The following is a 26,873-nucleotide window of genomic DNA, read 5'->3' on the forward strand; positions in this document are numbered from 1 at the left end:
TTACTAGGACGTCCTAGTAAATTCGTCGTATGGACGCTGACGCCATCGAGGAGGGCCGCCGCCGCTGGCAGGCCCGTTATGACAAGGCCCGCAAGCGCGAGGCCGATTTCACCACGCTCTCCGGGGATGACGTCGATCCCGTCTACGGGCCCCGGCCCGGGGACTCGTACGAGGGATTCGAGCGCATCGGCTGGCCGGGGGAGTACCCCTACACCCGCGGCCTGCACGCCACCGGATACCGCGGGCGGACCTGGACCATCCGCCAGTTCGCCGGGTTCGGGAACGCCGAGCAGACCAACGAGCGCTACAAGATGATCCTGGCCGCCGGTGGCGGCGGCCTCTCCGTCGCCTTCGACATGCCCACCCTCATGGGGCGCGACTCCGACGACCCCCGCGCCCTCGGCGAGGTCGGCCACTGCGGGGTCGCCATAGACTCCGCCGCCGACATGGAGGTCCTGTTCAAGGACATCCCGCTCGGCGACGTGACCACCTCCATGACGATCTCGGGCCCGGCCGTTCCCGCCTTCTGCATGTACCTGGTCGCCGCCGAACGGCAGGGCGTGGACCCGTCCGTCCTCAACGGCACCCTGCAGACGGACATCTTCAAGGAGTACATCGCCCAGAAGGAGTGGCTCTTCGAACCCGAGCCGCACCTGCGCCTCATCGGCGACCTCATGGAGTACTGCGCGAAGGGCATCCCGGCGTACAAGCCGCTGTCCGTCTCCGGCTACCACATCCGCGAGGCCGGGGCGACGGCCGCGCAGGAGCTCGCGTACACCCTCGCCGACGGCTTCGGCTACGTGGAGCTCGGCCTCTCCCGAGGGCTGGACGTGGACCACTTCGCCTCGGGCCTGTCGTTCTTCTTCGACGCGCACCTCGACTTCTTCGAGGAGATCGCCAAGTTCCGCGCCGCCCGCCGGATCTGGGCGCGCTGGATGAAGGAGGTGTACGGGGCGAAGAGCGAGAAGTCGATGTGGCTGCGCTTCCACACCCAGACCGCCGGCGTCTCGCTGACCGCGCAGCAGCCGTACAACAACGTCGTCCGCACCGCCGTCGAGGCCCTCGCGGCCGTCCTCGGCGGGACGAACTCGCTGCACACCAACGCCCTCGACGAGACCCTCGCGCTGCCGAGCGAGCAGGCGGCCGAGATCGCCCTGCGCACCCAGCAGGTGCTGATGGAGGAGACCGGGGTGGCCAACGTGGCCGACCCGCTCGGCGGCTCCTGGTACGTGGAGCAGCTCACCGACCGCATCGAGGCCGACGCCGAGAAGATCTTCGACCAGATCAAGGAGCGCGGGCTGCGGGCCCACCCGGACGGGCAGCACCCGATCGGGCCGATCACCTCGGGCATCCTGCGCGGGATCGAGGACGGCTGGTTCACCGGCGAGATCGCCGAATCGGCGTTCCAGTACCAGCGGGCGCTGGAGAAGGGCGACAAGCGCGTCGTCGGCGTCAACGTGCACCACGGGTCGGTGACCGGGGACCTGGAGATCCTCCGCGTCAGCCACGAAGTGGAGCGCGTGCAGGTGCAGGAACTGGCCGCCCGCAAGGAGCGTCGCGACGACGCGAAGGTGGTGGCCTCGCTGAAGGCCATGCTGGACGCCGCCCGGGACGGGTCGAACATGATCCCGGCGATGCTGGACGCGGTGCGGGCCGAGGCCACGCTCGGCGAGATCTGCAACGCGCTGCGCGACGAGTGGGGCACGTACACGGAGCCCCCGGGCTTCTAAGCGGGCTCGGGGAAGTGAGGCACGCTCCCACGCCGCCCGGCACGCACTCTCGCCGCACCGGCTGAAGACCCAAGTACGTCCAGTACAAGGGCCTTCAGCCGGCACGCCGAGAGCACGCACCGAACGACGCGGGAACGCACCCCACTTCCCTGAGACCGCTTAGCCCGCGTCCGGCCGAACAGGTCCGGAGCCCAGTGGCCGTCCGCCGCGCGACCCACGCGCCGGCGGGCGGCCCGGCTGTGCGCCCCGCGCAGGTTCAGGGCTCCGGGGTGGCCAGCCCCGTCTTCCGGGCCGTGCCGCGATGCCGACGCGACGACCGGTCAGCGGATCCGCCACGAGCACGGCCGTGGCCGGCGCTCGCCCGGCGGGCTCAGGCGCCGGCCGCGCCTTGGAGGCCGTGCATCAGCAGGCTCGTGAAGGTGGACACCCAGAGCTCGTCCACCGGTTCGGAGCTCACCAGCGCCCGGTGCACCACCGTGCCCGCGATCACGTCGAAGATCAGGTCCGTGGTGTGGCCCGTGAGGGTCTCGTCCTCCTCGTACGGCAGTTCGCCGCGGACCTGGGCCCGTTCGCGGCCCAGTACGACGAGTCGTTTCTGCCGGTCGACGATCGCCGATCGGATCCGGTCGCGCAGGGCCGCGTCACGGGTGGACTCGGCCACGACCGCCATCAGGGCCGTACGGGCCTCCGGGCGCCGCAGCAGCGCAGCGAACTGGAGGACCACGTACTCGATGTCGGCTTCTAGGGAGCCCCGGTCGGGGAGTTCGAGGGAGTCGAAGAGCTCCGCGACCGCATCCACGACCAGCTCGTTCTTGCCCGCCCAGCGCCGGTACAGGGTGGTCTTGGCGACCCCGGCCCGGGCCGAGACGTCGCCCATCGTCAGCTTCGACCAGCCCAGCTCGACCAGCGCGTCCCGGGTCGCGGCGAGGATCGCGGCGTCCGCAGCGGCGCTGCGGGGGCGGCCGGTGCGGCCGGACGGGGAGCTGGGGTTGCGCATGGCGCAGACCATACCCGCCAGTAGCGGAACCGGCGGGTGCCTAAACGCTGTGGTTGAGATCACTGACCACGGGCGGGGGAGGGGAGTTACGCTACGACTCGTAGCGTAAGAGCGACAACCACGCGAAGGGCTACCGGTACTGGGTGGGGACCCGGTGCCACACACTGCATGATCGGTCCGTTCGACGCCGCAAGAAGGCATTTCGGCCGATCTTTTTCGTCGGCGCGCGCACTCGGGGGAGGATGTACGCATGCAGCCCAGAAACATGTCCATGAGCGGCGTCGTCGACCTCGCCGCGGTGAAGGCGGCCGGCGAGGCCAAGGCGAAGGCCGAGCAGGCCCGTGCCGAAGCGGCCAGGCAGGCCGCCCAGGGCGGCGCACCCGCGTCCGCCGCCGGAGCCCTGCCGCCGTCCGCGCTCGTGATCGACGTCGACGAGGCCGGCTTCGAACGCGACGTCCTCCAACTCTCCGCCGAGGTCCCGGTCGTCCTGGACTTCTGGGCCGAGTGGTGCGAGCCGTGCAAACAGCTCAGCCCGCTGCTGGAGCGCCTGACCGTCGAGGCGAACGGCCGCTTGCTGTTGGCCAAGGTCGACGTCGACGCCAACCAGATGCTGATGCAGCAGTTCGGCATCCAGGGCATCCCGGCCGTGTTCGCGGTGGTCGCCGGCCAGGTGCTGCCGCTGTTCCAGGGCGTGGCGCCCGAGCAGGAGATCCGCGCGACCCTCGCGCAGCTGGTCCAGGTCGCCGAGGAACGCTTCGGGATCATCGGCATCGAGGTGGACCCGAACGCCGAGGTCGGCGCCGCGGGTGCCCCGGCCGCCGCGGCCGAAGCCCCGGCCGGCCCGCACGACGCGCTGCTGGAGGCGGCAGTCGTCGCACTGGACGCCGGTGACCTGGGTGGGGCGGTGCAGGCGTACAAGAACGTACTGGCGGACGACCCGACCAACACCGAGGCCAAGCTGGGCCTGGCTCAGGCCGAGCTGCTCGCCCGGGTCAAGGACATGAACCCGCAGGCGGTTCGGACCGCTGCGGCCGAGAACCCGAAGGACCCGGCGGCCCAGATCGCCGCGGCGGACCTGGACCTGGTGGGCGGTCACGTCGAGGACGCCTTCGGCCGTCTGGTGGACGCGGTCAGGGTGACGGCCGGCGCGGACCGGGACGCGGTGCGGGTGCGCCTGCTGGAGCTGTTCGAGGTCATCGGGGCGGACGATCCCCGGGTGGCGGCGGCCCGCACGGCCCTTGCGCGGGTGCTGTTCTAGGGCTGCCCTCCGAGGGGTCGGCGGCGTCGGTGGAAGACCGACGATTTGTTGACAGGTAGCTAAACAGCGGCCGCGCTTTGCCAAAACTTGGCAATTGCGGCCGCTGTTACTCGCAGTAAGTGGAACCCCGTGAACTGTCCGGTGTGTTCGTGAATCCCCCATTCTGTCGTGGCCCAGGGTGACACCCTGCGTTGCTGCCCGATGGCGCCGGGTCGAGCCCTGGTTATCCGGCCGTTACCCGCCAGTAACGAACCCCCTTGTGCCCCGGCCGGGAATGGACCACGATCGGCGACGCTCGGTCCTTCCCGCAGAGCCGCTCATCCGGAGCCGCGGTGGAGGGTCCCCACCGGGCCGGCCGGTGGCAGTGGCACCGGCCGAGGGACAGGGGGGTCTTCGCCACACCGGCGGAGCCTGTCCTCCTGGTTGCGCGAACGCGTGACCCAGTGGTTGTCGCTCGGGGGTGAACGCCGGTGTACCGGACGCGGCTCTGCCGCGGCTCGACCGCCTGCGCTCCTTCCCGAGGACGTAGCACTTCTCCCATCCCAGGACGGGTACGGCCCGGACCGGAGATGTACGTCCGAGAAGGAGGAACAAAATGAGTTCTCAGGTTCGTGGCGGAACCAGATGGAAGCGCTTCGCGCTCGTCATGGTGCCGAGCATCGCGGCCACCGCCGCGGTCGGTGTGGGTCTGGCGCAGGGTGCCCTCGCGGCGTCCTTCAGCGTCTCCGGCCAGGACTTCAAGGTCTCGGCCGACAAGCTCGACGGTGACAACCTCATTCAGTACGGCGGTATCGCCGAGGGGCACGACCTCAAGGGCAACGCTGCGCACCACCCGGTCACCATCTCCGGGTTCAGCCACGCCGAGATCACCAACATGTGCCAGTCGCTGGTGACCCCGACCCCGCTGGGCAACATCACGCTCCAGCTGCGTACGGGCCACAAGGGCAAGCCGGCCGTCGCCGACAACATCTACCTGGATGTTGCGGAGCTCGACACCGACGCCGAGTTCAAGAACCTGGACATCGGTGTCGCCGTGGGCGACGCGAGCCACAAGACCAAGCCGCAGGCCGGTACGGTCGCGAGCCCCTACGCGTTCTCCCAGCGCGCCGACAAGGCGATTCTGACGAACGTGCGCCAGAAGGCGTGGGCGACGACGGCGGGCACCTTCAAGCTGCCCGACCTCAAGCTGCGCCTCATGGGCGGCGACCAGCCGTGCTACCAGGACGAGAACTAATTCGTCCCGGAGTGTGACCGGAGGGGCGGGCGGCGCCGGCAGCAGCCGCTTCCGTCCGCCCGTCCGGGCTCCACTGATTTCCGTACCACCGTTTCCAGGGAGCTGTTGTCTATGAACCCCCAGGCCCCGGTTTACGTTCGCGCCGAAGACGACGCCTGGCTGACCATGGTGTGGTACCGCTTCTACGCCTGGCGCGGCCGCCGTCCTTTCTGGGCCGGGCTGTTCACCCTCTTCAGCGGCTTCCCGATCGCCTATTTCCCTTACGCGGACCTCAGGCTCGGCAACCTCAGCCTCGCGATGGCCACCACCGGCGGCGCGGGCGCGCTGATCATCGGGATCCTGCTGATCACGCTGGGGCTCGCCCTCTGGTTCCAGGAGGCGATCCGGGTCTTCGCCGGCGTCGCCTCGATCCTGCTGGCCCTGGTGTCACTGCCAGTCTCCAACCTCGGCGGCTTCGGGCTGGGCTTTGTCCCCGCGCTGCTCGGCGGCGCCCTCGCGCTCGCCTGGGTCCCGGGACGGCAGGCGAACGAGGCTCCGGCAGACGAGATGGCCACCCCGGCCGGTGACACGAGCAAGGCGGAGGCGATGGTGGGCGGCCCCCAGGCCATGCCGGCCCCCCGCGAGACCGAAACGGCATACGCGAGCGAGACGACTGCCCACGCCGATGGCGGGAGGAACAGTGCGGGGTGACGAGACGCAGCCGGGCGTGGCCCCGGGCGCAGAATCCCGTGAACGACGGGGACCGCGGCACGCCGCTCCCCGGAAGTCGCTGCTGAACAAGATCCAGATACCCGTCGGCAAGACGATGGCGCTGGCGGCCATGCCGACGGCGGTGTTCGTCGGGATGGGCATGGCGCCGAAGCTCGCCATGGCCGACGACCAGGAGATCCCCTTCGCGCCCGGCCCGTGTGTGACACGGTCCGACGCACCCGCGGAGTCGGCCTCTCCGAGCCCTTCCACGTCGCCCTCGCCGAGTTCGTCGCCCACCGCGACTCCCTCGCCCGGTGCGTCCACGGCCCCGAAGCCCGGCGTCACCCCGCCGGCCCCGAAGCCGTCCACCAGCACGTCCGCAGGGTCCACCGTCTCCAAGCAGACGACCCCGTCGACCCCGGCCGCTCCGACCACCACGCCGTCCGCGTCCAAGACCTCGAACCCGCTGGACCCGTTGGGCGTCGGTGACGCGCTCAAGGATCTCGTCGGCGGCATCACCAAGCCCCTCGTGGGCGCGCAGCCGTCGGCCACCCCGACCCCTGCGCCGTCCACCACCGCGCCCACGCCCACGCCGCCGGCGAAGCCCGCTCCGGACCCTTCCGCGGACGCGATCCGCAATGCGGCGAAGAAGGCCGGGGTCGACGTCGCGGAGCTGCCGCAGGACGTCAAGGACACCGCGACGAAGCCGAAGGACGAGACGGGCAAGGCGGCGGACGCGGACAAGCCCAAGCCCGAGGAGACGAAGGACGCGGACGGGAAGGAACCCTTCCCCTGCCCGACCTACGACGCCAAGGCACTCGCTGACGCCGAACTGGAGCCGGGCATCCCGCTCCTGCCGGACGAGCCCTGGTATCTCGACAGCTCGTTGCTGACCCTCTACGGCCTGGACTACCACGGCATCGTCGAGGTGAAGACGGCCGGCGGCAAGACCAAGAAGGTCCTGAAGTTCACGGCGGACTCGCTGGACATCAAGGACCTGTACCAGACGGTCGGCAAGGAGGGGAACGTCGCTCACCTGAAGTCCCGTCCGGGCTCCACCTCCAAGATCCGCGGCGGCACGGTGACGATGTACACCGAGAGCCTCAAGGGGAACCTCTTCGGCCTGATCCCGATCGAGTTCACCCCGAACAGCCCTCCGCCACTGAACGTCCCGTTCGCGTTCTTCACGAACGTCAAGGTCGTCCAGGCCGGCCAGTTCGGCGGCACGCTCACCGTCCCGGGCCTCAAGAACTACATCGGCCCGCCGGAGTAGGGCTCCTGGGCAGGCGAACCAGCCGGTGCCGTGGATGAACCGTCCCCTAAAAAAGTGGGGCGGTTCATCCACATTTGCCTGACAAGCGGCCTGGCTTAATGTGAATTGATGGCGGAGTTAGCGTGACCATGCCGCTGCCATCGGCGCGGCGCGTCGGGTGTCTCAGGGGGGAAGTCCGAGTTCTCGGTGTGCCTGTTGCCCGCCCGCGCTCGTGACTCCGAGGGGACCCACAACTCGATGCTGCAACCATGAACGCTCACTGCGCCGGACGGTGATCTGTACGATCGGCCTGGTGCTGGCCGCTGTCGCGGCGGGGGAACGCATCAGGACGGGTACGTCGTGTACACGACCTACCCGAAGTAAAGGACACATGGGTGAAGCAGGTTCCTCGCCGGCTCGGCTCGGACATCGGGCTCAGCGGCCTGATGAAAACGTTGCACTATCCCCGGACGAACAGGATGTCCATCGCTCTGGCCCACGTGGGGTGGTTTGCGGAACGTGAGGACGGCGCGTTCGCCCATCAGCTGCTGGATGACACCAAGCGGCTGCTGGCTTCGGACCTGTCCGGCCCGGAGCTATCCGCGCTGTGGCAGGCCGGGACGTCCCGGGACTTCGACCTGGAAGCCTGCGGGATCGAGGGACGCCAGTGGCTCACCTGGATCGAGGAGATCGCCGAGTACCGCATCACCTGGAACGTCGGGGACGCACCCGTCCCGCTGGATCTGCCGCCGGCTCGCGGGCTGACGGAAGCGGTGCTGAGCGAGATCGCGTCGGTGGCCCAGGACCTGGAGTCGGCCACGGCAGGGCACGCCTATGCCGCGGTGCCCGATGTGGTTCCGGCGCTGCGGCGGGTCGTCGCCGACGTCGATCCGGATCTCGGCTTCCGGCTGCTGCTGCGCGTACTCAAGTCCTACTTCGTGCCGATCGGCCCCACGCGCGTCGCGGGATACCACGCGCTCGCGGAGCCGCTGGGTCTGGAGAGGGCGCTCGTCGAGGACGGCGATTTCAACGTCCGGCCTGATCTCGGCTGAGCAGCCGGAAAACCCGAGGGCGGCACCCCGGATCCCTGTCGGGATCGGGGTGCCGCCCTCGGTCTCTGTGCGGCAGAGTTCAGGCGGTGCGGCTGGGGCACCTCCCGGCGGTAGCCGGGAGTCAGTCGCGCGCGCCGCCGCCCAGGTGGTGGACGCGGACCATGTTGGTGGTGCCGGGGACGCCGGGGGGCGAGCCGGCGGTGATGATCATGGTGTCGCCCTGGTTGTAGCGGTTGAGCTTGAGCAGCTCGCCGTCCACCAGGTCGACCATCGCGTCGGTGGTGTCCACGTGCGGGACGACGTACGCGTCGACGCCCCAGCTCAGCGTGAGCTGGTTGCGGGTGTTGACGTCCGTGGTGAAGGCCAGGATCTGCTGCGTGGCGCGGTAGCGCGACAGGCGGCGGGCCGTGTCGCCGGACTGGGTGAAGGCGATGAGCGCCTTGCCGTCGAGGAAGTCCGCGATCTCGCAGGCCGCGCGGGCGACGGAGCCGCCCTGGGTACGGGGCTTCTTGCCCGGGACGAGCGGCTGGAGGCCCTTGGACAGGAGCTCCTCCTCAGCCGCCGCGACGATCTTCGACATCGTCTTCACGGTCTCGATTGGGTAGGCGCCGACCGAGGACTCGGCCGACAGCATGACCGCGTCCGCGCCGTCGAGGATCGCGTTGGCGACGTCGGACGCCTCCGCGCGCGTCGGGCGGGAGTTGGTGATCATCGACTCCATCATCTGGGTCGCGACGATCACCGGCTTGGCGTTGCGGCGGCACATCTCGATGAGCCGCTTCTGGACCATCGGGACCTTTTCGAGCGGGTACTCGACGGCGAGGTCGCCACGGGCCACCATGACCGCGTCGAAGGCGTCGACCACGGCCGCCATGTTCTCGACGGCCTGCGGCTTCTCCACCTTGGCGATGACGGGGACCCGGCGGCCCTCCTCGTCCATGACCTTGTGGACGTCCTTGACGTCGTTGGCGTCGCGGACGAAGGACAGGGCGACCATGTCGCAGCCCATCCGCAGGGCGAAGCGGAGGTCGTCGACGTCCTTCTCCGACAGGGCGGGGACGTTCACGGCGGCACCCGGCAGGTTGATGCCCTTGTGGTCCGAGATGACACCGCCCTCGATGACGATGGTCTTGACCCGGGGGCCCTCGACCTCGGTCACCCGCAGTTCGACGTTGCCGTCGTTGATCAGGATCTGGTCACCCTTGGCGACGTCGCCCGGCAGGCCCTTGTAGGTGGTGCCGCAGATGGACTTGTCACCCGGGACGTCCTCGGTGGTGATGGTGAACTCGTCACCGCGCACCAGCTCGACGGGGCCCTCGGCGAAGGTTTCCAGTCGGATCTTCGGGCCTTGGAGGTCGGCGAGGACGCCGACGGCGCGCCCGGTGTCCTCGGAGACCTTCCGGACGCGGTCGTACCGCTCCTGGTGTTCTGCCTGGGATCCGTGGCTGAAGTTGAATCGGGCCACGTTCATACCTGCCTCGATGAGCGCTTTCAGCTGCTCATACGAGTCGACGGCGGGGCCCAGCGTGCAGACGATTTTGGAACGGCGCATGGAGCGGATCCTATCCGTTTGTTTCGTAGCGGAATATTCCGTCTGGCGGAAAGTCCAAGTGACTAGCGGGTAACCAGTGCGTACGCCTGGGTGGCGATCTCCAGTTCCTCATCGGTCGGGACCACGGCCACGGCCACCCGTGCGTGGTCCGGCGACACCAACCGCGGCTCCGCCGAGCGCACGGCGTTGGCCTCCGGGTCCAGCACGAGCCCCAGTTCCGCGAGGCCGTCGACGGCAGCTTCGCGGACCTGATGCGCGTTCTCGCCGACCCCCGCCGTGAACGCCACCGCGTCCACCCGGCCGAGCACCGCCACATAGGCGCCGATGTACTTCTTCAAGCGGTGGACGTACGCCGCGAAGGCGAGGCGCGCCGACTCGTCGCCCTCGCCCGCCCGCCGCAGTACCTCGCGCATGTCGTTGTCGCCGCACAGGCCCAGCAGACCGCTCTTCTTGTTCAGGAGCGAATCGATCTCATCTATCGAGAGGCCCCCCACCCGCGCCAGGTGGAAGACGACCGCCGGGTCCAGGTCGCCCGACCGGGTGCCCATGACCAGGCCCTCCAATGGGGTCAGGCCCATGGACGTCTCCACGCACACCCCGCCCCGCACCGCCGAGGCCGACGCGCCGTTGCCCAGGTGCAGCACGATCACGTTCACGTCCTCCACCGGCCTGCCGAGCAGTGCGGCCGTGGCCCGGGAGACGTACGCGTGGGAGGTGCCGTGGAAGCCGTACCGCCGGACGGCGTACTTCTCCGCCGTCGCGGCGTCGATCGCGTACCGCGCCACGTGCTCCGGCATCGTCGAGTGGAAGGCCGTGTCGAAGACGGCCACCTGCGGGATGTCCGAGCGCAGCGAGCGCGCCACCTCGATGCCGGTCACGTTCGCCGGGTTGTGCAGCGGGGCGAGGGGGATCAGGTTCCGGATCTCCGCCAGGACCTCGTCGTCGATCACCGTTGGTTGCGTGAACCGGGTTCCGCCGTGCACCACCCGGTGTCCGACGGCGGCCAGTTCGGGGGAGTCCAGGCCCAGCCCGTCGGCGGCGAGTTCCGCCGCGACCGCCGTGAGCGCCGCCGCGTGGTCGGCGATCGGCCCGAGCCGCTCCCGCTTGCCGCCCTCGGCGCCCGCACCGCCTCGCGGCTCGTGCACGAGCCGCGAGGTCTTCTCGCCGATGCGCTCCACGAGACCGACGGCGAGGCGGGCGGAGTCCGCCATGTCGAGCAGCTGGTACTTCACCGACGAGGAGCCGGAGTTGAGGACGAGTACGCGCGATGCGGTGGTCACGGTGGAGGTCTTCCGTTCGGGGCGGGGCGGGGCGGGCGGGGCGGAGCGAGAGCGGGGACGGGGACGGGGACGGGGCGAGAGCGGGATGGGGGGGCTCGGCGGGGGGTGGTCAGGCGGTGGGGGCCGACACGGGGGTGCCCTGCGCCTGGATCGCGGTGATCGCCACGGTGGTGACGATGTCCTGTACGAGCGCGCCGCGCGAGAGGTCGTTGACCGGCTTGCGCAGGCCCTGGAGCACCGGGCCGACCGCGATGGCGCCCGCCGAGCGCTGCACGGCCTTGTAGGTGTTGTTGCCGGTGTTGAGGTCCGGGAAGATCAGCACGCTCGCGTGGCCGGCCACCGCGGAGCCCGGCAGCTTGGTCGCGGCGACCGAGGGCTCGACGGCGGCGTCGTACTGGATCGGGCCCTCGATGGCCAGGTCGGGGCGCTGCGAGCGGACGATCTCGGTGGCCTTGCGGACCTTGTCCACGTCCGCACCGCTGCCGGAGGTACCGGTCGAGTACGAGAGCATCGCGATCCGCGGCTCGACGCCGAAGGCGGCGGCGGTGGCCGCGGATTGAATGGCGATGTCGGCGAGCTGCTCGGCGTTCGGGTCCGGATTGACCGCGCAGTCGCCGTAGACGAGGACCTGGTCGGCCAGGCACATGAAGAAGACCGAGGAGACGATGGAGGCGTCGGGCTTGGTCTTGATGATCTCGAAGGCGGGGCGGATGGTCGCGGCGGTGGAGTGCACCGATCCGGAGACCATGCCGTCGGCCAGGCCCTCCTGGACCATCAGCGTGCCGAAGTAGTTGGCGTCGGTGACCACGTCGCCCGCCAGCTCGACGGTCATGCCCTTGTTGGCGCGGGCCAGGGCGTAGAACTCGGCGAAGCGTTCCCGCAGCGGGGAGGTCGCCGGGTCGATGAGCTGGGCGGAGGAGATGTCGATGCCCAGGTCGCCGGCCTTCTTCAGGATCACCTGCTCGTCGCCCAGCAGGGTCAGGTCGCACACCCCGCGGCGCAGCACCACGTCCGCGGCGCGCAGCACGCGTTCCTCGGTGCCCTCGGGCAGTACCACGCGGCGGCGATCGGAGCGGGCCCGCTCCAACAGCTCGTGCTCGAACATCATCGGCGTGACGCGCTCGGACCGGGCCACCGACAGCAGGCCGCGCAGTTCGACGGTGTCGACGTGCCGTTCGAACAGGCCGAGCGCGGTCTCCAGCTTGCGCGGGGTCGCGGAGTTCAACCTGCTCTGCAGGGAGAACAGTTCGGCGGCCGTCGGGAAGCTGTTCCCGGCCACGGAGACGACCGGGGTGCCCGGCGCCAGCTTCGAGGCCAGCGTCAGGATGTCCGGGCCAGGGCGTTCGTTCAGGGTCAGCAGCACACCGGCGATCGGCGGCGTCCCGGAGGCGTGCGCGGCCAGCGCCCCGATGACCAGGTCGGAGCGGTCCCCGGGGGTGACGACCAGGCAGCCGGGGGTCAGGGCGTTCAGGAAGTTCGGCAGCATGGCGCCGCCGAAGACGAAGTCCAGCGCGTCGCGGGCCAGCCCGGCGTCGTCGCCGAGGAGCACCTCGCCGCCGAGCGCCCGGGTGATCTGGGCGACGGTCGGGGCGGAGAGCGACTTGTCGTCCGGCAGCACGTAGCAGGGCACGGGGAGCCGGGCGGCCAGTCGCTCGGCTATGAGGTCGCGGTCCTCGGCGGCCACCCGGTTGACCATCATCGCGACGACATGGCAGCCCAGGCTCTCGTACGCGCGGTAGGCGTTGCGGGTCTCGGCGCGGACGGACTCGGCGGGGCGCTTGGTGCCACCGACGACGGGGATGACGACCGCGCCCAGCTCGTTGGCGAGGCGGGCGTTGAGTGCCAGCTCGTCGGGAAGGTTCGTGTCGGCGTAGTCGGTGCCCAGGACGAGCATGACCTCGTAGTCGCGGGCGACGCGGTGGTAGCTGTCCACCAGCTGGGAGACGAGCTCGTCGGTGCCCTTCTCGGCCAGGATCGCGGAGGCCTCGTGGTACTCCATGCCGTAGGCGGTCGCGGCGTCCTGGTCGATCCGGTACCGGGCCTTGAGGAGGTCGAACAGCCGGTCGGGTCCGTCGTGGAGCAGCGGGCGGTAGACGCCCACCCTCGCCGTCTGGCGGGTCAGCAGCTCCATGATCCCCAGCTCGACGACCTGCCGGCCGTCCCCCCGCTCGATGCCGGTCACGTACACGCTGCGCGTCACGCGTGCTCTCCGTCCATGGTCGCCCCGCCGGGCCGGCGGGCGGATCTACGAGGAGTATTTCCCCGTTAGGGTGGGCTTGACCTCTTGACAATACCCCGGTGGGCAGATAGGGCGCCCGCCGAAAAGGGCCTGTTCAGGAGGGCCGAAGGGCCCGGTCGTCCGAGCGCCGCGAGACGCGTCGCGCGGGCGGCCCGTGGAACAATCGGACACGCTTCACCAAGACGCCCTTCAGATGTACGGCTGTCCGCCCGCACGCGTACGGCCCGGTACGACCAGGAGCAGGAGACACAGCACGATGCGCATCGGAGTTCTCACCGCAGGCGGCGACTGCCCGGGACTGAACGCTGTCATCCGGTCGGTCGTACACCGTGCCCTGGTCGGGCACGGGGACGAGGTCATCGGCTTCGAGGACGGCTTCAAGGGCCTCCTCGACGGCCACTTCCGCCCCCTCGACATCAATGCCGTCAGCGGCATCCTCGCCCGCGGCGGCACCATTCTCGGCTCGGCCCGCATGGAGCGCGCTCGGCTGCACGAAGCCGCCGAGAACGCGCAGGAACTGGCGACGCGGTACGGCATCGACGCGCTCATCCCGATCGGCGGCGAGGGCACCCTGACCGCCGCCCGGATGCTGTCGGACGCCGGGATGCCCGTCGTCGGCGTTCCGAAGACCATCGACAACGACATCTCCACGACCGACCGCACCTTCGGCTTCGACACCGCCGTCATGGTCGCCACCGAAGCCATCGACCGACTCAAGACCACCGCCGAATCGCACCAGCGCGTGATGGTCGTGGAGGTCATGGGCCGGCACGCGGGCTGGATCGCCCTGGAGTCCGGGATGGCCGGTGGCGCCCACGGGATCTGCCTGCCGGAGCGTCCCTTCGAGGTGGGCGACCTGGTCAAGATGGTGGAGGAACGGTTCTCCCGGGGTAAGAAGTTCGCCGTCATCTGCGTGGCTGAGGGGGCCCACCCGGCCGAGGGCTCCATGCCGTACGAGAAGGGCGCGATCGACCAGTACGGCCACGAGCGCTTCGCCGGCATCGGCAACCGGCTCGCGGTCGAGCTGGAGCGACGCCTGGGCAAGGAGGCCCGTCCGGTCATCCTCGGCCACGTCCAGCGCGGCGGCACCCCCACCGCGTACGACCGCGTCCTGGCCACCCGCTTCGGCTGGCACGCCGTGGAGGCCGTGCACCGCGGCGAATTCGGCAAGATGACCGCCCTGCGGGGCACCGACGTCGTGATGGCCCCGCTGGCCGACGCGGTCACCGAGCTGAAGACCGTCCCGAAGGACCGCATGGACGAGGCCGAGTCGGTCTTCTGACCGGCCCGGTCCGGGACCTCCGCCCCTCGCGGGCGGACCCTCCGGCCCGAATCCCGCAGGCCGAAAGACCGAAAGTCGAAAAGACGGAAGACCGAAAGACGGAAGACCGAGAGGTCGAAGGGCCGACGACATCACCACGGCGGTCGTGCAGATCAGGCCGGTCGCCGTGACACAGGGGGCAGTCCACCCCCGGAGACCGTTCTCGGGGGCTTTCTGCCGGGCTCGGGACCTCGACCGTTATGATCCCGAGTCGGGGTTGAGCGGCTGAGTCGCGAGGACAGACCGGACCGTGACGTCCGGGCCCCGTCATCCCGTTCCGAGCGCTCGATGGAAGGTGCCCGTCTCCCGTGGCGACCCGCTCTGCCGTTGTGAAAAGCAATCCCGCCGAGACGCGGCCGACCCCCCAGGCGGAGGCTCCGGCCGGAGGCGCGAGACGCTGGACCGTCCTCGGCGCCGCCCTGGCCCTGTCCTGGGCCCTGCCGCTCCTCCTCCACGCGCTCCACCTCGATGTGGTGCTGATCCCCGTCCTGGTGCTGTCGATAGCCGCCTTGCTCCGCGTGGGCGGCGGACTGCTCGACCGCCTCGTGGTGGCGACTTTCGTCCTCTGCGGCGCGGTGATGGCCTTCGGGCTGCTCTTCTCCGTCTGGCCGTGGGGGCTGGCCCCCGTCCCCGGGGCGGGCGTCCTGCTGAGCGTCGTGTCCGTCTGCGGCTGGCTCGCCGGCCGCAGACCCCACATCCCGCTGCGCGTGCGCGGCTCGGACTCCGTGGTGCTCGCCACCGTGGCCGTGGTCTGGCACTACGTCCACCACCCGGTGGCCGGCAAGTCGGCCGTCGACCGACTGGCCTACTTCGTCACCTCCGAGGACCGGCTCGGGCACTTCTCGTACTTCGACGGCATCCACCACGTGGGCGGCTACGCCTTCCTCCACCAGGAGGCCGCCAAGGCGTACATGATGACCCCGGCCGAGGCCGTCTACCCGCAGGGCTCCCACTTCCTGCTGGTCTGGATCGACGTCCTGGTGAAGTCCTCGACCGACGGCGGCCCCGCCGTCGATATGACCAGCCGCTACCTGCTGTACGTCATGGCTGCCTACGCGCTGTTCTGCGGCGCACTCGTCTGGGCCGCCCGCTGGATCGGCGGCCCGCGCCTGCGCGGCTGGCGGGCGGCAGCCGTCTGCGCGACCGTGGTGGCGGTGATGATGTCCGGTTCGATGGTGCAGCTGATCGAGAAGGGCTTCGACTCCGAGACCATCGGGCTGCTCTTCCTAGCCGTCGCCCTGGCCCTGCTCGTGCGCCCCGCGATGGGCCGGGCCGAGTTCGTCCTGGTCGCCGCAGCCGGGCTGATCGCCGTGACCTTCGTCTACAACCTCTACGGCGCCCTCGTCGGCATCGCGTTGGCCGCGGTCCTGGTCGTCCACCGACGGCGCTTCGCCCCGCGCCGCCGCCTGGTCATCGGTGCGCTCGCGGGCGCCACCGTGATCGCCGCACTGCCCAGCGTCTTCTCCGTCCTGACCAAGCTGGACGTCGCCAAGACCTCGAACCTCGCCGGCCCCATGGTCATCCCCGACCGCCCGGTGTTCATCGGCTGCGGGCTGCTGGCCCTGGTGGCCGCGTCCCTGCCGGTGAACCGTCGTACGGGCACCGGGCAGATGGTCCTGGCCCTGGTCGTGGGCGCGACCGCGGTGATCGGGGTCTTCGGAGCCTGGCAGAAGCACACCATCGGCTACTACTCGTACTACTTCGAGAAGCTGGCTGCCGCGGGCCTGGTGATCGCGCTGATCTCCGTGGGCCTGGTCGGGCTGATGTTCCAGCCGGCCGTACGGACGGCGGGCTCCGTGCTGCGCCGGCGGGCCGACGTGCTGCTGCGCTCGGTCCTGGCGAGCGCCGCCGCGCTCAGCCTGTTCGGCCACGTCCAGTGGGGAGTGCCCTCGGGCTGGAGCCGTCCCTCGGCCTGGTACGACAACACGATGGTCAAGTGGGCCAGGGGCGAGGGCAAGAGCGACATGGGTCCGCCGGCGAACGTCCTCGTCCGGCGCGACCTGGAGGGCGTCGACGCGCCGGTGATCGCCCTCTACGGCAACGAGTCGTACCTGAACCTGAAGTCCACCTTCCTCGCCCAGATCCTCACGCACCGGGCGGGCACCATGGTCGGACTCTACGAGGTCTTCTACGTCAAGATCGGCGGCCCCGTCTCGGTCGACGAGAAGCAGTACCAGGCGTCGCTGGACCACCTGAAGGTCGCGATCGCCTCCTGCCCCGCCCCGCCGAAGGTCCTGGTGGGCGACCGGGCGACGGCCGACCGGCTGCAGCGGGAACTCGCCGCCGCGGGGAGCGCCGCGACCGTAGTGCACGCACCACTGAACTAGCCGCCGACGTCTTGGCCAGTGCTGTGACCGGAAGGGCCCACCGGCAAACCTTCCGGTCACAGCACTAAGCGGGCTCGGGGAAGTGAGGCACGCCCCCACGCCGAGAGCACGCACCGAACGACGCGGAAACGCACCCCACTTCCCTGAGACCGCTTAGCGGGCGCCGCCCGCGAGGGACCAGAAGCGGTCCACGATCGTCGCGAGGAACTCCCGGCCCGTGTCGCCGGTCCCGGCCTCGCCCGAGGCGCCGCCCCAGCTCAGGGTGGCCACCATCGTGGACTGGTAGTCCGCGTGCAGCCGCTCCAGTACCGGTTCCAGGTGCTGCTTGGGTACCGGCAGCAGTTTGGCCAGCGGCTTCACGTACGCCTGCCACCGCGTGGTCACCGCGCTGCGCAGGAGATCGGCGAGCTCCTCCTGCTTGCCGGCCGCCGCCACGAACTGGGCCAGCGTCAGCCCGAGTGCCTGGGCGAGGGCGACGGACTGCCGTTCGTTGCCCTTCCAGCGCCCGGTGTCCTCCATCTTCTGGTACGCGTTCGTTTCCAGCCCGATCCGCCGGGCCAGCTCGTCCGCGGCCAGGCCCCGGGCCATCCGGTGCTCCCGCAGGGTGACGGGTTCGGCGAGCAGTTCGCCGGGCGCGCACCAGAGCACGCCGGCGAGCGCCGTGAGCTCGGCGGAGCTGGGCGATATCTCGCCGCGTTCCCAGGCCATCACGGTCTCGGGCTCGACGATCAGTCCGTACTGGGCACGCAGGCCATAGGCGACATGACCGGGAGCCATGCCCAGGGCTGCGCGGAGGCGACGCGCGGCGGGGGCATTGAAGGGAGGGCTGGAGTGCACAGGGCACACCGTAGGAGCGGCCGGGGCATGGCGACTACAGACCGTTCAAACAAGTGCAGAACTCGTAGGAAAGTCCTATGGAGTTCATCGCTTTGGTCGGTTTTCTCAGCGACCGTCCGGTAATCGGATCATTTCTCGATCAATTTCTAGATCCATTTCGAAGCCTACGGTTCCGGGCCTCCGTTGCGGTACCCCTCCGCGCGATCTTCACGGTTCTTCCCCACCCGTCCTGAACCAGCCATACCTCCCGTGCGTGATCCTTGTCGGGGCCCTCGCGTACGGGGGTGGCGAGGGCCCCACCCCGCTCCGCCCCATCCGTTGCCTTGACGTCGGCGTCAAGGATTACGGTCGGGGCATGCGCATCGGCGAACTGGCGGAGCGGGCCGGCACCAGCACGCGGACCCTGCGGTACTACGAGTCGCGCGGGCTGCTGCCCGCGCGCCGGGCCGGCAACGGCTACCGCACGTACGACGAGGACGACCTGCGCCTGCTGCGCCAGATCCGCATGCTCCAGGACTTCGGCTTCGAGCTGGAAGAGACCCGTCCGTTCGTCGACTGCCTGCGCGCCGGCCATCCCGCCGGGGACTCCTGTCCCGCCTCGCTGGCCGTCTACCGGCGCAAGCTCGCCGAGCTCGACGGGCTGATCGGCCAGCTGGCCGACGTACGGGAGCAGGTCGCGCGGCAGCTCGCCGCCGCGGAGGAGGCCGCCGGAGAGGCCGCGTCCCCGCGCTGCGAAATGACCGGGTGAGCGCAGAACCGGACCGTGAGAACGAGAGGGGAAGAGATGATCCACGCAAAGGGCGTTGCCGAGGTGACCGATCGGGACTTCGAGACGGAGGTGCTCGGCGAACGAGGTCGGCCCGTCCTCGTGGAGTTCACCGCCGACTGGTGCGGGCCCTGCCGGCAGCTCGCGCCCGTCCTGTCCGCCGTCGCCGCCGAGGAGGCCGACCGCCTCAAGGTCGTGCAGATCGACGCGGACAGCAACCCCGCCACCGTCGTCCGGTACGGCGTGCTGTCCATGCCGACCCTGCTCGTGTTCCGTGACGGCGAGCCCGTCCAACAGATGGTCGGGGCGCGTGCCAAGCGCAAGCTGCTCCAGGAGCTGGAGGAGCAGCTCGCGCAGGTGACCACGACTACGGCCTGAGCCAGATCGTCGCCAGGGGCGGGAGCGTCATGCGCAGGCTCGTCGGACGGCCCTGCGCGGGCACGGGCTCGGGCCGCAGGGGCTGGAGGTGGCGCACGCCGCTGCCGCCGTACTGCTCCAGGTCCGTGTTGAGGACCTCCCGCCACCACGGCACCTCCTCCGGGACGCCGACCTGGTAGCCGTGCCGCACCACCGGCGAGAAGTTCGACACGCACAGCAGCGGGGAGCCGTCCTGGGCGTAGCGCAGGAACGCGAAGACGTTGTCGTCCGCCGCGTCCGCCTCCACCCACGCGAAGCCCTCCGGCACCGAGTCCCGCTCCCAGAGCGCGGGCGTCGCCGCGTAGGTGCGGTTTAGGTCGCGCACCAGGTCGCGCACCCCCTGGTGGTCACCGGCAGCCGCGTACGAGGAGTCCAGTAGCCACCAGTCCGGCCCGTACCCCTCCGACCACTCCGAACCCTGGGCGAACTCCTGTCCCATGAAGAGCAGTTGCTTGCCGGGGTGGGCCCACATGAAGCCCAGGTACGCGCGGTGCGCGGCCCGCTGCTGCCACCAGTCCCCGGGCATCTTCGACACCAGCGAGCGCTTGCCGTGCACCACCTCGTCGTGCGAGATCGGCAGCACGTAGTTCTCGCTGTACGCGTAGACCATGGCGAAGGTCATGTCGTGGTGGTGGTACTTGCGGTGCACCGAATCCTTCCCCACGTACTGCAGGGTGTCGTGCATCCAGCCCATGTTCCACTTCAGCCCGAAGCCGAGCCCGCCCGCGTCCGTCGGTCGGGTCACGCCATCCCAGGCCGTGGACTCCTCCGCGATCGTCACCACGCCCGGACAGCGCCGGTACACCGTCGCGTTCATCTCCTGGAGCAGGGCCACCGCATCGAAGTTCTCCCGCCCGCCGTGCTCGTTCGGCGCCCACTCGCCCTCGTTGCGCGAGTAGTCCAGGTAGAGCATCGAGGCCACCGCGTCCACCCGCAGCCCGTCCACGTGGAACTCCTGGCACCAGTACACGGCGTTGGCGACGAGGAAGTTGCGGACCTCCTTGCGGCCGTAGTCGAACTCCAGCGTCCCCCAGTCCGGGTGCGCGGCCCGCCGCGGGTCGTGGTGTTCGTACAGCGGTCGCCCGTCGAACTCCGCGAGGGCCCAGTCGTCGCGCGGGAAGTGTGCGGGTACCCAGTCGACGATCACCCCGATCCCGGCCCGGTGCAGCGCGTCCACCAGCATGCGGAAGTCGTCCGGGGTGCCCATCCGCGAGGTGGGCGCGTAGAACCCGGTGACCTGGTACCCCCACGAGCCGCCGAAGGGGTGCTCGGCCACCGGCATCAGCTCCACGTGCGTGAAGCCCAGCTCCTTCACGTACGGGGGGAGCTGCTCGGCCAGCTGCCGGTACGAGAGCCCCGGCCGCCAGGAAGCCAGGTGCAGTTCGTACACCGAGAAGGGGGCCTGGTGCGCCGGGCGGGCCCCGCGCTGCGCCATCCACTCGGCGTCCTGCCACACGTACCGGGACGCCGTGACCACCGAGGCGTTGGCCGGCGGGACTTCCGCGTACTGGGCCATCGGGTCGGCCCGCACCGTGTGGCTGCCGTCCGGGCGCGTGATGTCGTACTTGTAGAGCGTCCCCTCGCCCACGCCCGGCAGGAACAGCTCCCACACGCCGGAGGCGCCCAGCGAGCGCATCGGGTAGGCAACCGAGTCCCAGTACGCGAAATCCCCCATGACCCGCACCCCTTGGGCGTTCGGCGCCCACACCGTGAACCGCGTGCCCGCCACGCCCTGGTGCTCCATGGGGCGGGCGCCGAGCGCCGTCCACAGCTCCTCGTGCCGGCCCTCGCCGATCAGGTGGAGGTCCAGTTCGCCGAGCGCGGGCAGGAACCGGTACGGATCGTGCACCTCGATCTCGTCGCTCTCGTACGTCACCAGCAGCCGGTAGTCCGGCACCCCGGTCAGCGGCAGCAGGCCCGAGAACAGTCCGTCGCCGTCGTCGAAGAGCTCGGCCCGTAGCCCCTTGGCGACGACCGTGACCGCCTTGGCGTACGGGCGCAGCACGCGGAAGGTCACCCCGCCCCGCTGGGCCCGGGCGCCCAGCACCGCGTGCGGGTCGTGGTGGCGGCCCTCCAGCAGCCGGGACCGTTCCTCGGCGCCGAGTGCGGGGGCCGGCCGCCCCCCGTGCGGCGGGGCGGCCTTGCGGGCCCGCGGGGCACGCGCTTTTCGAACGGGCTCCGGGGCGGTTGCGGCTTCGTCGCGGACGGTCGGTGACGGCTGTCGTGCGGCGCTCACGCGAGCGGCCTCCTCGGGGGCTTCGAATGGGGTTGGGGGGTGGTGCCCGTGGCGGGCGCGGTGGGCGGTGCGGGGGGAGGTGCCGTGCGGTGCCCTGCCCGGTGGGAGGGGCGCTCCCGTTCGGACAGGCGGCGGATGGCCGCCATGGGGACGTGCATCCAGTCGGGGCGGTGGCGGGACTCGTAACGGGCCTCGTAGACCGCCTTGTCGGTCTCGTACGCGCGCAGCAGGACGGGGTCCTCGCGCGGGTCCCGGCCGGTGGTGCGGGCGTAGCCCTCGCAGAAGGCGGCCCGGCAGGCGTCCGCCCAGGCGGGGGCGAACGGACGGTGGGAGCGGGCCGCGTAGTCGAACGAGCGCAGCATCCCGGCCACGTCGCGCACGGCGGGTTCGGGGCGCCGGCGGTCGGCCAGCGGCCGGGCCGGCTCGCCCTCGAAGTCGATCAGCGCCCAGCTGCCGTCGGCGGTGCGCAGGGTCTGGCCCAGGTGCAGGTCCCCGTGGATCCGCTGGGCGGGCACGCCGGCCCCGCGGGAGGCGGCCAGGGCGTCGAAGGCCCCCCGCAGCCCGGCCTCGTAGGGTCGCAGCGCGGGTACCTCCCGGGCCGTGGCGGCGAGCCGGGCCGTCATCCCGGCGGCCAGCCGGGCGGTCTGCTCCGGGCCCAGCGCCACGGTGGGCAGGGCCGCGGCGAGCGCGCTGTGCACCTCGGCGGTGGCCCGGCCCAGTGCGTGCGCCTCGGCGGTGAAGTCCGCCCCGGCGCCCAGCCGGCGCAGCGCGAGCTGCCAGCCGTCGTCGGAGCCGCGCAGGTAGGGCTGGAGCACGCCCAGGGTCACCGAATCGGATCCGGGTAGTTCGGCCTCGTACCAGGCGACCGGGGCGGGGACCCGGGCGCACCCGGCACTGGCCAGTGCTCTGGGCAGTTCCAGGTCCGGGTTGACCCCGGGGCCGACCCGGCGGAACACCTTCAAGATGTACGAATCCCCGTAGATCAGCGAGGAGTTGGTCTGTTCCCCGGACAGCGGCCGGGGCGTGGACTCGGTCGGGATCAGCACGGCCGGGTCCCGGTCGAAGCGGAGCGGGCCGTGGCTGCCGGGGGTGCGCAACCGTTCCAGCAGCAGCGCCGCGAGCCGCGGGTCGCCCAGTCCCTCGTACACGGCATGGCCGGCGTACGGGCCCTGTTCGGCGTGCCCGATCAGCGCGGGCGCCAGGGCGGGCGGTAGCGGTGCGGGGCGGACCCCGAGCAGCAACTGGTAGCAGTCCGCACTGCCGTCGGCGGCGTCCACGCCGACGAGCAGGTGTAGCAGCCCGGGGGTGACCCCGGGCGGCAGTAGCTCGACGGCCGAGACCAGGCGCAGCCGGGTGATGGCGCGCCCCTTGCCTGCGAACCAGCGCTGTTTCGGCAGCCAGGCCCGCAGCATGGGTTCGAGCGGTCCGAGCGGGACCGCGGCCAGGCTGCCCTGGCGGCTCCGGGCGGATGCAGCCTCCGACATGGCGTCGCGTCCTTTCCCCGGGCCGTCACAGAATGCGCAGAGTGTCCCGGATGGCGAGGGTTGCTGTCCGGTGGTGGGTGAGTGTCGGGTCAGGATGATCCCTACAGGGGCGGGCGATTGACCCATTCGTGTGCGCCCGCCCCGTGCTGTTGCGTGGCGGCTCGCCGCCGCGCGCCTACTCGTTGCGCAGCCGGAACCAGTAGAAGCCGTGCCCCGCAAGCGTGAGCAGGTACGGCCACTCACCGATCGGCGGGAAGCGCACGTCACCCGTGAGCTCCACCGGGACCCGCCCGTTGAACGACTGCAGATCCAGCTCGGTGGGCTGCGCGAAGCGCGAGAAGTTGTGCACGCACAGCACCAGGTCGTCTCCGTACTCGCGCAGGAACGCGAGCACTGCCGGGTTGGACGACGGGAGTTCGGTGTACGAGCCGAGGCCGAAGGCGGGGTTCGCCTTGCGGATCTCGATCAGTTTGCGGGTCCAGTGCAGCAGTGAGGAGGGCGAAGCCATCGCAGCCTCGACATTGGTGACCTGATACCCGTGGACGGGGTCCATGATGACCGGCAGGTTCAGCCTGCCCGGATCGCACGAGGAGAAACCGGCGTTGCGGTCCGGAGTCCACTGCATGGGGGTGCGCACGCCGTCGCGGTCGCCCAGCCAGATGTTGTCGCCCATGCCGATCTCGTCGCCGTAGTAGAGCACCGGCGAGCCGGGCAGCGACAGCAGCAGGGCGGTGAACAGCTCCATCTGGTTGCGGTCGTTGTCGAGGAGCGGGGCGAGCCGGCGCCGGATGCCGATGTTGGCCCGCATCCGCGGGTCCTTGGCGTACTCGGCGTACATGTAGTCGCGCTCTTCGTCCGTGACCATTTCGAGTGTGAGCTCGTCGTGGTTGCGCAGGAAGATGCCCCACTGGCAGCGGTCCGGGATCGCCGGGGTCTTGGCCAGGATTTCGGAGACCGGGTAGCGCGACTCTCTTCGTACGGCCATGAAGATGCGCGGCATGACGGGGAAGTGGAAGGCCATGTGGCACTCGTCCCCGCCCTTCTCGAAGTCGCCGAAGTAGTCGACGACGTCCTCGGGCCACTGGTTGGCCTCGGCGAGCAGCACGGTGTCGGGGTAGTGCGCGTCGATCTCGGCGCGGACCCGCTTGAGGAGCTGGTGGGTGCGGGGCAGGTTCTCGCAGTTCGTGCCCTCCTCGGCGTAGAGGTAGGGCACGGCGTCCAGGCGGAAGCCGTCGATCCCGAGGTCCAGCCAGAAGCGGAGGGCCGAGACGATCTCCTCCACGACGGCGGGGTTCTCGTAGTTGAGGTCGGGCTGGTGCGAGAAGAACCGGTGCCAGTAGTACTGCTTGCGGACCGGGTCGTACGTCCAGTTCGAGGTCTCGGTGTCGATGAAGATGATGCGGGCGTCCTGGTACTGCTTGTCGTTGTCGGCCCACATGTAGTAGTCGCCGTACGGACCGTCCGGGTCCTTGCGGGACTGTTGGAACCACTCGTGCTGATCGCTCGTGTGGTTCATGACGAAGTCGATGATCACCCGCATGCCGCGCTGGTGGGCGGCGTCCACGAACTCCACGAAGTCGGCGAGGTCGCCGAACTCGGGGAGGACGGAGGTGTAGTCGGAGACGTCGTAGCCCCCGTCGCGGAGCGGCGAGGCGAAGAACGGCGGCAGCCAGAGGCAGTCGACCCCCAGCCACTGGAGGTAGTCGAGCTTGGCGGTGAGTCCCTTGAGGTCCCCGACGCCGTCGCCGTTGCTGTCGTGGAAGGACCGGACGAGCACCTCGTAGAAGACCGCGCGCTTGAACCAGTCGGGATCGCGGTCCTTGGCGGGGGTGTCTTCGAAGGTGTCGTGAACGGGATCGTTGATCATCATGTGGTGGGTGACCCTCCGGTGGGCGGGGACGGTCGCAGAGCGGCAAGTACGTGCGCGGGCGTGCGGCCCGGCTCTAGGCGCACGTAGTTCGCCCTGCCCCAGTGATAGGTCTCGCCGGTGAGCTCGTCGCGCACCGCGAGGGACCCGTGCCAGTCGAGGCCGAGTACCGGCATGTCCAACGAGACCGTCGCCTCCTGGGTGTGGTGCGGATCGAGGTTGACGACCACCAGTACGGAATTGGCGCCCGAGTGCTTCGAATAGGCGATCACCTGTTCGTTGTCGGTCGAGTGGAAGTGGATGTCGCGCAGCTGCTGGAGTGCGGGGTTGCGGCGGCGCAGCCGGTTCAGGGTGGTGATCAGCGGGGCGATGGTGCGGCCCTCGCGGTCCGCGGCGGCCCAGTCGCGCGGCCGGAACTCGTACTTCTCGGAGTTCAGGTACTCCTCGCTGCCCTCCCGCACCGGGGTGTTCTCGCAGAGCTCGTAACCCGCGTAGACGCCCCAGCTGGGGGAGAGGGTGGCGGCCAGGACGGCGCGCACCTCGAAGGCCGGGCGGCCACCGCGCTGGAGGTACTCGTGCAGGATGTCGGGCGTGTTGACGAAGAAGTTCGGCCGCATCACGGATGCCGAACGGGTGTCCGAGAGCTCGGTCAGGTACTCGGTCAGCTCGGCCTTGGTGTTGCGCCAGGTGAAGTACGTGTACGACTGCTGGAAGCCGATGGCGGCGAGCGCGCGCATCATCGCGGGGCGGGTGAAGGCCTCCGCCAGGAAGATCACGTCGGGGTCGGACTTGTTGATGTCAGCGATCACCTTCTGCCAGAAGACGACGGGCTTGGTGTGCGGATTGTCCACCCGGAAGATGCGGACGCCGTGGTCCATCCAGTACCGCAGGATGCGCACCGTCTCCTCGACGAGGCCGGCCATGTCGGTGTCGAAGTGGATCGGGTAGATGTCCTGGTACTTCTTCGGCGGGTTCTCGGCGTACGCGATCGTCCCGTCGGCCCGGTGCCGGAACCACTCGGGGTGCTTCTCCACCCAGGGGTGGTCCGGGGAGCACTGGAGGGCGAAGTCGAGCGCGATCTCCATGTGCAGCTCGCGGGCCCGGGTGACGAAGGCGTCGAAGTCCTCGATCGTGCCCAGTTCGGGGTGCACCGCGTCGTGGCCACCCTCGGTGGAGCCGATGGCCCACGGCACTCCCGGGTCCCAACTGCCCGCCGAAAGAGTGTTGTTCGGTCCCTTGCGGTACGTACTTCCAATGGGGTGGATCGGTGGCAGGTACACCACGTCGAAGCCCATGGCCGCAATGGCGGGAAGCCGCTCGGCGGCCGTACGGAAGGTGCCGCTCACGGGCGCCTCGCCCGGCTCGACGACGGCCCCCTCGGAGCGGGGGAACATCTCGTACCAGGAGCCGAAGAGGGCCCGCTTGCGCTCGACGAGCAGCGGCAGGGCCTTGGAAGCCGTGACCAGCTCCCGGTACGGCCGCCTGGCGAACGCGGCCTGCACCTCGGGTGCGAGGGCGGCGGAGTACCGCAGCGACACCGGCCGGTCCTCGTCGCGCATGATGTCGGCGGCGGCCAGGACGTGCTCGCGCCCGTCCCGCTTGGGAATCCTGGAGCCGGCCCGCTCGTAGAGCTCGGCGCCTTCGAGCAGGGTGAGCCCGGCGTCGATGTCCGCGGGGATCTTGATGGCGGCGTGCGCCCGCCAGGTGCCGATCGGATCGCTCCACGCCTCGACCGTGTACGTCCACCTCCCCTCGACCTCGGCAAAGACCCGCGCCCCCCACCGGTCGGTGCCCGGCGCCAGCTCGCGCATCGGCACGGGGGGCCGCAGCCGCCCAGTCGGGTCGCGGAGCACGACATGGGCGGCGACGGCGTCGTGGCCCTCGCGGAACACGGTGGCCGAGATCTCGAAGACCTCGTCCACGACCGCCTTGGCGGGTCTGGCCCCGCAGTCAACGGCGGGGCGGACGTCCAGCACGGGAATACGACCGATCATGATGGGATCACCTGGGGGCAGTTCGCAGGGCTCGGTGACAACAGCCCAGCCGGAGCACCGGCTGGTCGTGCACGCTCTGTTCGCTCTGTTTCTAGCCGCTCGGAAGACGGCTGGGCTGCGGGCATGGCCGCTCCTGTCCGCGTTCACTCGGGTGGCGGGGAGAGGGGGTGGGCGGGGCGCCGTGCGTGTACGCGGGGAGCCCTTCCCACAATCGCCGCGCCCAATCAATGTGCTCGGTTAACTACTCGTACGTAGTCGCGCGCTTCAGACAAAGGCCCTGCTCTACATCCGCCGAGGCTCCGTCAAGTCGGTGAGGACTAACGGATGTAGGCCGGAACAC

The 26,873-nt window shown here is 70.2% G+C and carries 19 protein-coding genes; 10 read left to right on the forward strand and 9 right to left on the reverse strand.

Features of this window, described 5'->3' with window-relative positions; genetic code table 11:
* Positions 1-29: 29 nt before the first annotated feature.
* On the forward strand, positions 30-1,730 hold the full coding sequence (locus tag ABZZ20_RS14660) for a methylmalonyl-CoA mutase family protein (protein WP_356869770.1): 1,701 nt from the start codon (positions 30-32) through the stop codon (positions 1,728-1,730).
* A gap of 370 nt (positions 1,731-2,100) precedes the next feature.
* Here the strand turns inward: ABZZ20_RS14660 and ABZZ20_RS14665 are convergent, their stop codons facing one another.
* Positions 2,101-2,727 carry a TetR/AcrR family transcriptional regulator gene (locus ABZZ20_RS14665; RefSeq protein WP_356869771.1) on the reverse strand — a complete coding sequence of 209 codons (627 nt, stop codon included), beginning with the start codon at positions 2,725-2,727 and terminating at the stop codon, positions 2,101-2,103.
* A gap of 250 nt (positions 2,728-2,977) precedes the next feature.
* Here ABZZ20_RS14665 and ABZZ20_RS14670 point away from each other — a divergent pair, with 250 nt between their 5' ends.
* The 5 genes from ABZZ20_RS14670 to ABZZ20_RS14690 all read left to right on the forward strand — a co-directional run bounded on the left by ABZZ20_RS14670 (position 2,978) and on the right by ABZZ20_RS14690 (position 8,213).
* Positions 2,978-3,985, forward strand: a complete 1,008-nt coding sequence (locus ABZZ20_RS14670) for a tetratricopeptide repeat protein (RefSeq protein WP_356869772.1) — start codon at positions 2,978-2,980, stop codon at positions 3,983-3,985.
* A gap of 595 nt (positions 3,986-4,580) precedes the next feature.
* Positions 4,581-5,219: a DUF6230 family protein gene (locus ABZZ20_RS14675; RefSeq protein WP_352214385.1), complete on the forward strand. Its 639-nt coding sequence runs from the start codon at positions 4,581-4,583 to the stop codon at positions 5,217-5,219.
* Between the two features lie 111 nt (positions 5,220-5,330).
* Complete coding sequence (locus ABZZ20_RS14680; RefSeq protein ID WP_356869773.1) at positions 5,331-5,909, forward strand: DUF6114 domain-containing protein; 579 nt, start codon at positions 5,331-5,333, stop codon at positions 5,907-5,909.
* Complete coding sequence (locus ABZZ20_RS14685) at positions 5,899-7,182, forward strand: hypothetical protein (RefSeq protein ID WP_356869774.1); 1,284 nt, start codon at positions 5,899-5,901, stop codon at positions 7,180-7,182. The genes ABZZ20_RS14680 and ABZZ20_RS14685 overlap by 11 nt, the downstream gene beginning before the upstream one ends.
* Before the next feature lie 374 nt (positions 7,183-7,556).
* Positions 7,557-8,213 (forward strand): hypothetical protein, encoded by a 657-nt coding sequence (locus tag ABZZ20_RS14690; RefSeq protein ID WP_356869775.1) that lies wholly within the window; start codon positions 7,557-7,559, stop codon positions 8,211-8,213.
* 121 nt (positions 8,214-8,334) lie between these two features.
* Here the strand turns inward: ABZZ20_RS14690 and pyk are convergent, their stop codons facing one another.
* From pyk to pta, 3 genes are all read right to left on the reverse strand, one after another.
* Positions 8,335-9,765, reverse strand: a complete 1,431-nt coding sequence (gene pyk / locus ABZZ20_RS14695) for a pyruvate kinase (RefSeq protein ID WP_356869776.1) — start codon at positions 9,763-9,765, stop codon at positions 8,335-8,337.
* A gap of 62 nt (positions 9,766-9,827) precedes the next feature.
* Positions 9,828-11,045, reverse strand: a complete 1,218-nt coding sequence (locus ABZZ20_RS14700; RefSeq protein WP_356869777.1) for an acetate kinase — start codon at positions 11,043-11,045, stop codon at positions 9,828-9,830.
* Between the two features lie 109 nt (positions 11,046-11,154).
* Entirely contained in the window at positions 11,155-13,245 is a 2,091-nt protein-coding gene (gene pta, locus ABZZ20_RS14705) for a phosphate acetyltransferase (protein ID WP_356869778.1), read from the reverse strand.
* 295 nt (positions 13,246-13,540) lie between these two features.
* Here pta and ABZZ20_RS14710 point away from each other — a divergent pair, with 295 nt between their 5' ends.
* Complete coding sequence (locus tag ABZZ20_RS14710) at positions 13,541-14,566, forward strand: ATP-dependent 6-phosphofructokinase (RefSeq protein WP_356869779.1); 1,026 nt, start codon at positions 13,541-13,543, stop codon at positions 14,564-14,566.
* A 347-nt stretch (positions 14,567-14,913) separates the two neighbouring features.
* Positions 14,914-16,932 carry a hypothetical protein gene (locus ABZZ20_RS14715; protein ID WP_356869780.1) on the forward strand — a complete coding sequence of 673 codons (2,019 nt, stop codon included), beginning with the start codon at positions 14,914-14,916 and terminating at the stop codon, positions 16,930-16,932.
* A gap of 153 nt (positions 16,933-17,085) precedes the next feature.
* Here ABZZ20_RS14715 and ABZZ20_RS14720 read toward each other — a convergent pair whose 3' ends face one another.
* Positions 17,086-17,778, reverse strand: coding sequence for a helix-turn-helix transcriptional regulator (locus ABZZ20_RS14720; RefSeq protein ID WP_356869781.1), 693 nt, complete (start codon positions 17,776-17,778; stop codon positions 17,086-17,088).
* A 346-nt stretch (positions 17,779-18,124) separates the two neighbouring features.
* Between ABZZ20_RS14720 and ABZZ20_RS14725 the strand changes: the two genes are divergently transcribed.
* On the forward strand, positions 18,125-18,517 hold the full coding sequence (locus ABZZ20_RS14725) for a MerR family transcriptional regulator (RefSeq protein ID WP_356869782.1): 393 nt from the start codon (positions 18,125-18,127) through the stop codon (positions 18,515-18,517).
* Positions 18,518-18,553: 36 nt separating this feature from the next.
* Positions 18,554-18,913: a thioredoxin gene (gene trxA, locus ABZZ20_RS14730; RefSeq protein WP_356869783.1), complete on the forward strand. Its 360-nt coding sequence runs from the start codon at positions 18,554-18,556 to the stop codon at positions 18,911-18,913.
* Here the strand turns inward: trxA and glgB are convergent.
* The 4 genes from glgB to ABZZ20_RS14750 form a co-directional block, all read right to left on the reverse strand.
* Positions 18,903-21,188 carry a 1,4-alpha-glucan branching enzyme gene (glgB, locus tag ABZZ20_RS14735; RefSeq protein WP_356869784.1) on the reverse strand — a complete coding sequence of 762 codons (2,286 nt, stop codon included), beginning with the start codon at positions 21,186-21,188 and terminating at the stop codon, positions 18,903-18,905. The two genes, trxA and glgB, sit on opposite strands and share 11 nt — an antisense overlap.
* Positions 21,185-22,672 (reverse strand): maltokinase, encoded by a 1,488-nt coding sequence (locus tag ABZZ20_RS14740; protein WP_356869785.1) that lies wholly within the window; start codon positions 22,670-22,672, stop codon positions 21,185-21,187. The genes glgB and ABZZ20_RS14740 overlap by 4 nt, the downstream gene beginning before the upstream one ends.
* Before the next feature lie 175 nt (positions 22,673-22,847).
* Entirely contained in the window at positions 22,848-24,542 is a 1,695-nt protein-coding gene (gene treS, locus ABZZ20_RS14745) for a maltose alpha-D-glucosyltransferase (protein ID WP_356869786.1), read from the reverse strand.
* Positions 24,539-26,533 (reverse strand): alpha-1,4-glucan--maltose-1-phosphate maltosyltransferase, encoded by a 1,995-nt coding sequence (locus tag ABZZ20_RS14750; RefSeq protein ID WP_356869787.1) that lies wholly within the window; start codon positions 26,531-26,533, stop codon positions 24,539-24,541. The genes treS and ABZZ20_RS14750 overlap by 4 nt, the downstream gene beginning before the upstream one ends.
* Positions 26,534-26,873 lie beyond the last annotated feature (340 nt).

Source organism: Streptomyces sp. NPDC006430 (genome assembly GCF_040612395.1).
Taxonomy (GTDB): Bacteria; Actinomycetota; Actinomycetes; order Streptomycetales; family Streptomycetaceae; genus Streptomyces.

Coding starts and splice junctions, on each gene's coding strand:
- ABZZ20_RS14740 (WP_356869785.1), bottom strand. CDS start 22,672: ATGTCGGAGGCTGCATCCGCCCGGAGCCGCCAGGGCAGCCTGGCCGCG.
- ABZZ20_RS14750 (WP_356869787.1), bottom strand. CDS start 26,533: ATGATCGGTCGTATTCCCGTGCTGGACGTCCGCCCCGCCGTTGACTGC.
- ABZZ20_RS14710 (WP_356869779.1), top strand. CDS start 13,541: ATGCGCATCGGAGTTCTCACCGCAGGCGGCGACTGCCCGGGACTGAAC.
- ABZZ20_RS14725 (WP_356869782.1), top strand. CDS start 18,125: ATGCGCATCGGCGAACTGGCGGAGCGGGCCGGCACCAGCACGCGGACC.
- ABZZ20_RS14680 (WP_356869773.1), top strand. CDS start 5,331: ATGAACCCCCAGGCCCCGGTTTACGTTCGCGCCGAAGACGACGCCTGG.
- trxA (WP_356869783.1), top strand. CDS start 18,554: ATGATCCACGCAAAGGGCGTTGCCGAGGTGACCGATCGGGACTTCGAG.
- ABZZ20_RS14660 (WP_356869770.1), top strand. CDS start 30: ATGGACGCTGACGCCATCGAGGAGGGCCGCCGCCGCTGGCAGGCCCGT.
- ABZZ20_RS14670 (WP_356869772.1), top strand. CDS start 2,978: ATGCAGCCCAGAAACATGTCCATGAGCGGCGTCGTCGACCTCGCCGCG.
- treS (WP_356869786.1), bottom strand. CDS start 24,542: ATGATGATCAACGATCCCGTTCACGACACCTTCGAAGACACCCCCGCC.
- ABZZ20_RS14665 (WP_356869771.1), bottom strand. CDS start 2,727: ATGCGCAACCCCAGCTCCCCGTCCGGCCGCACCGGCCGCCCCCGCAGC.
- pyk (WP_356869776.1), bottom strand. CDS start 9,765: ATGCGCCGTTCCAAAATCGTCTGCACGCTGGGCCCCGCCGTCGACTCG.
- ABZZ20_RS14675 (WP_352214385.1), top strand. CDS start 4,581: ATGAGTTCTCAGGTTCGTGGCGGAACCAGATGGAAGCGCTTCGCGCTC.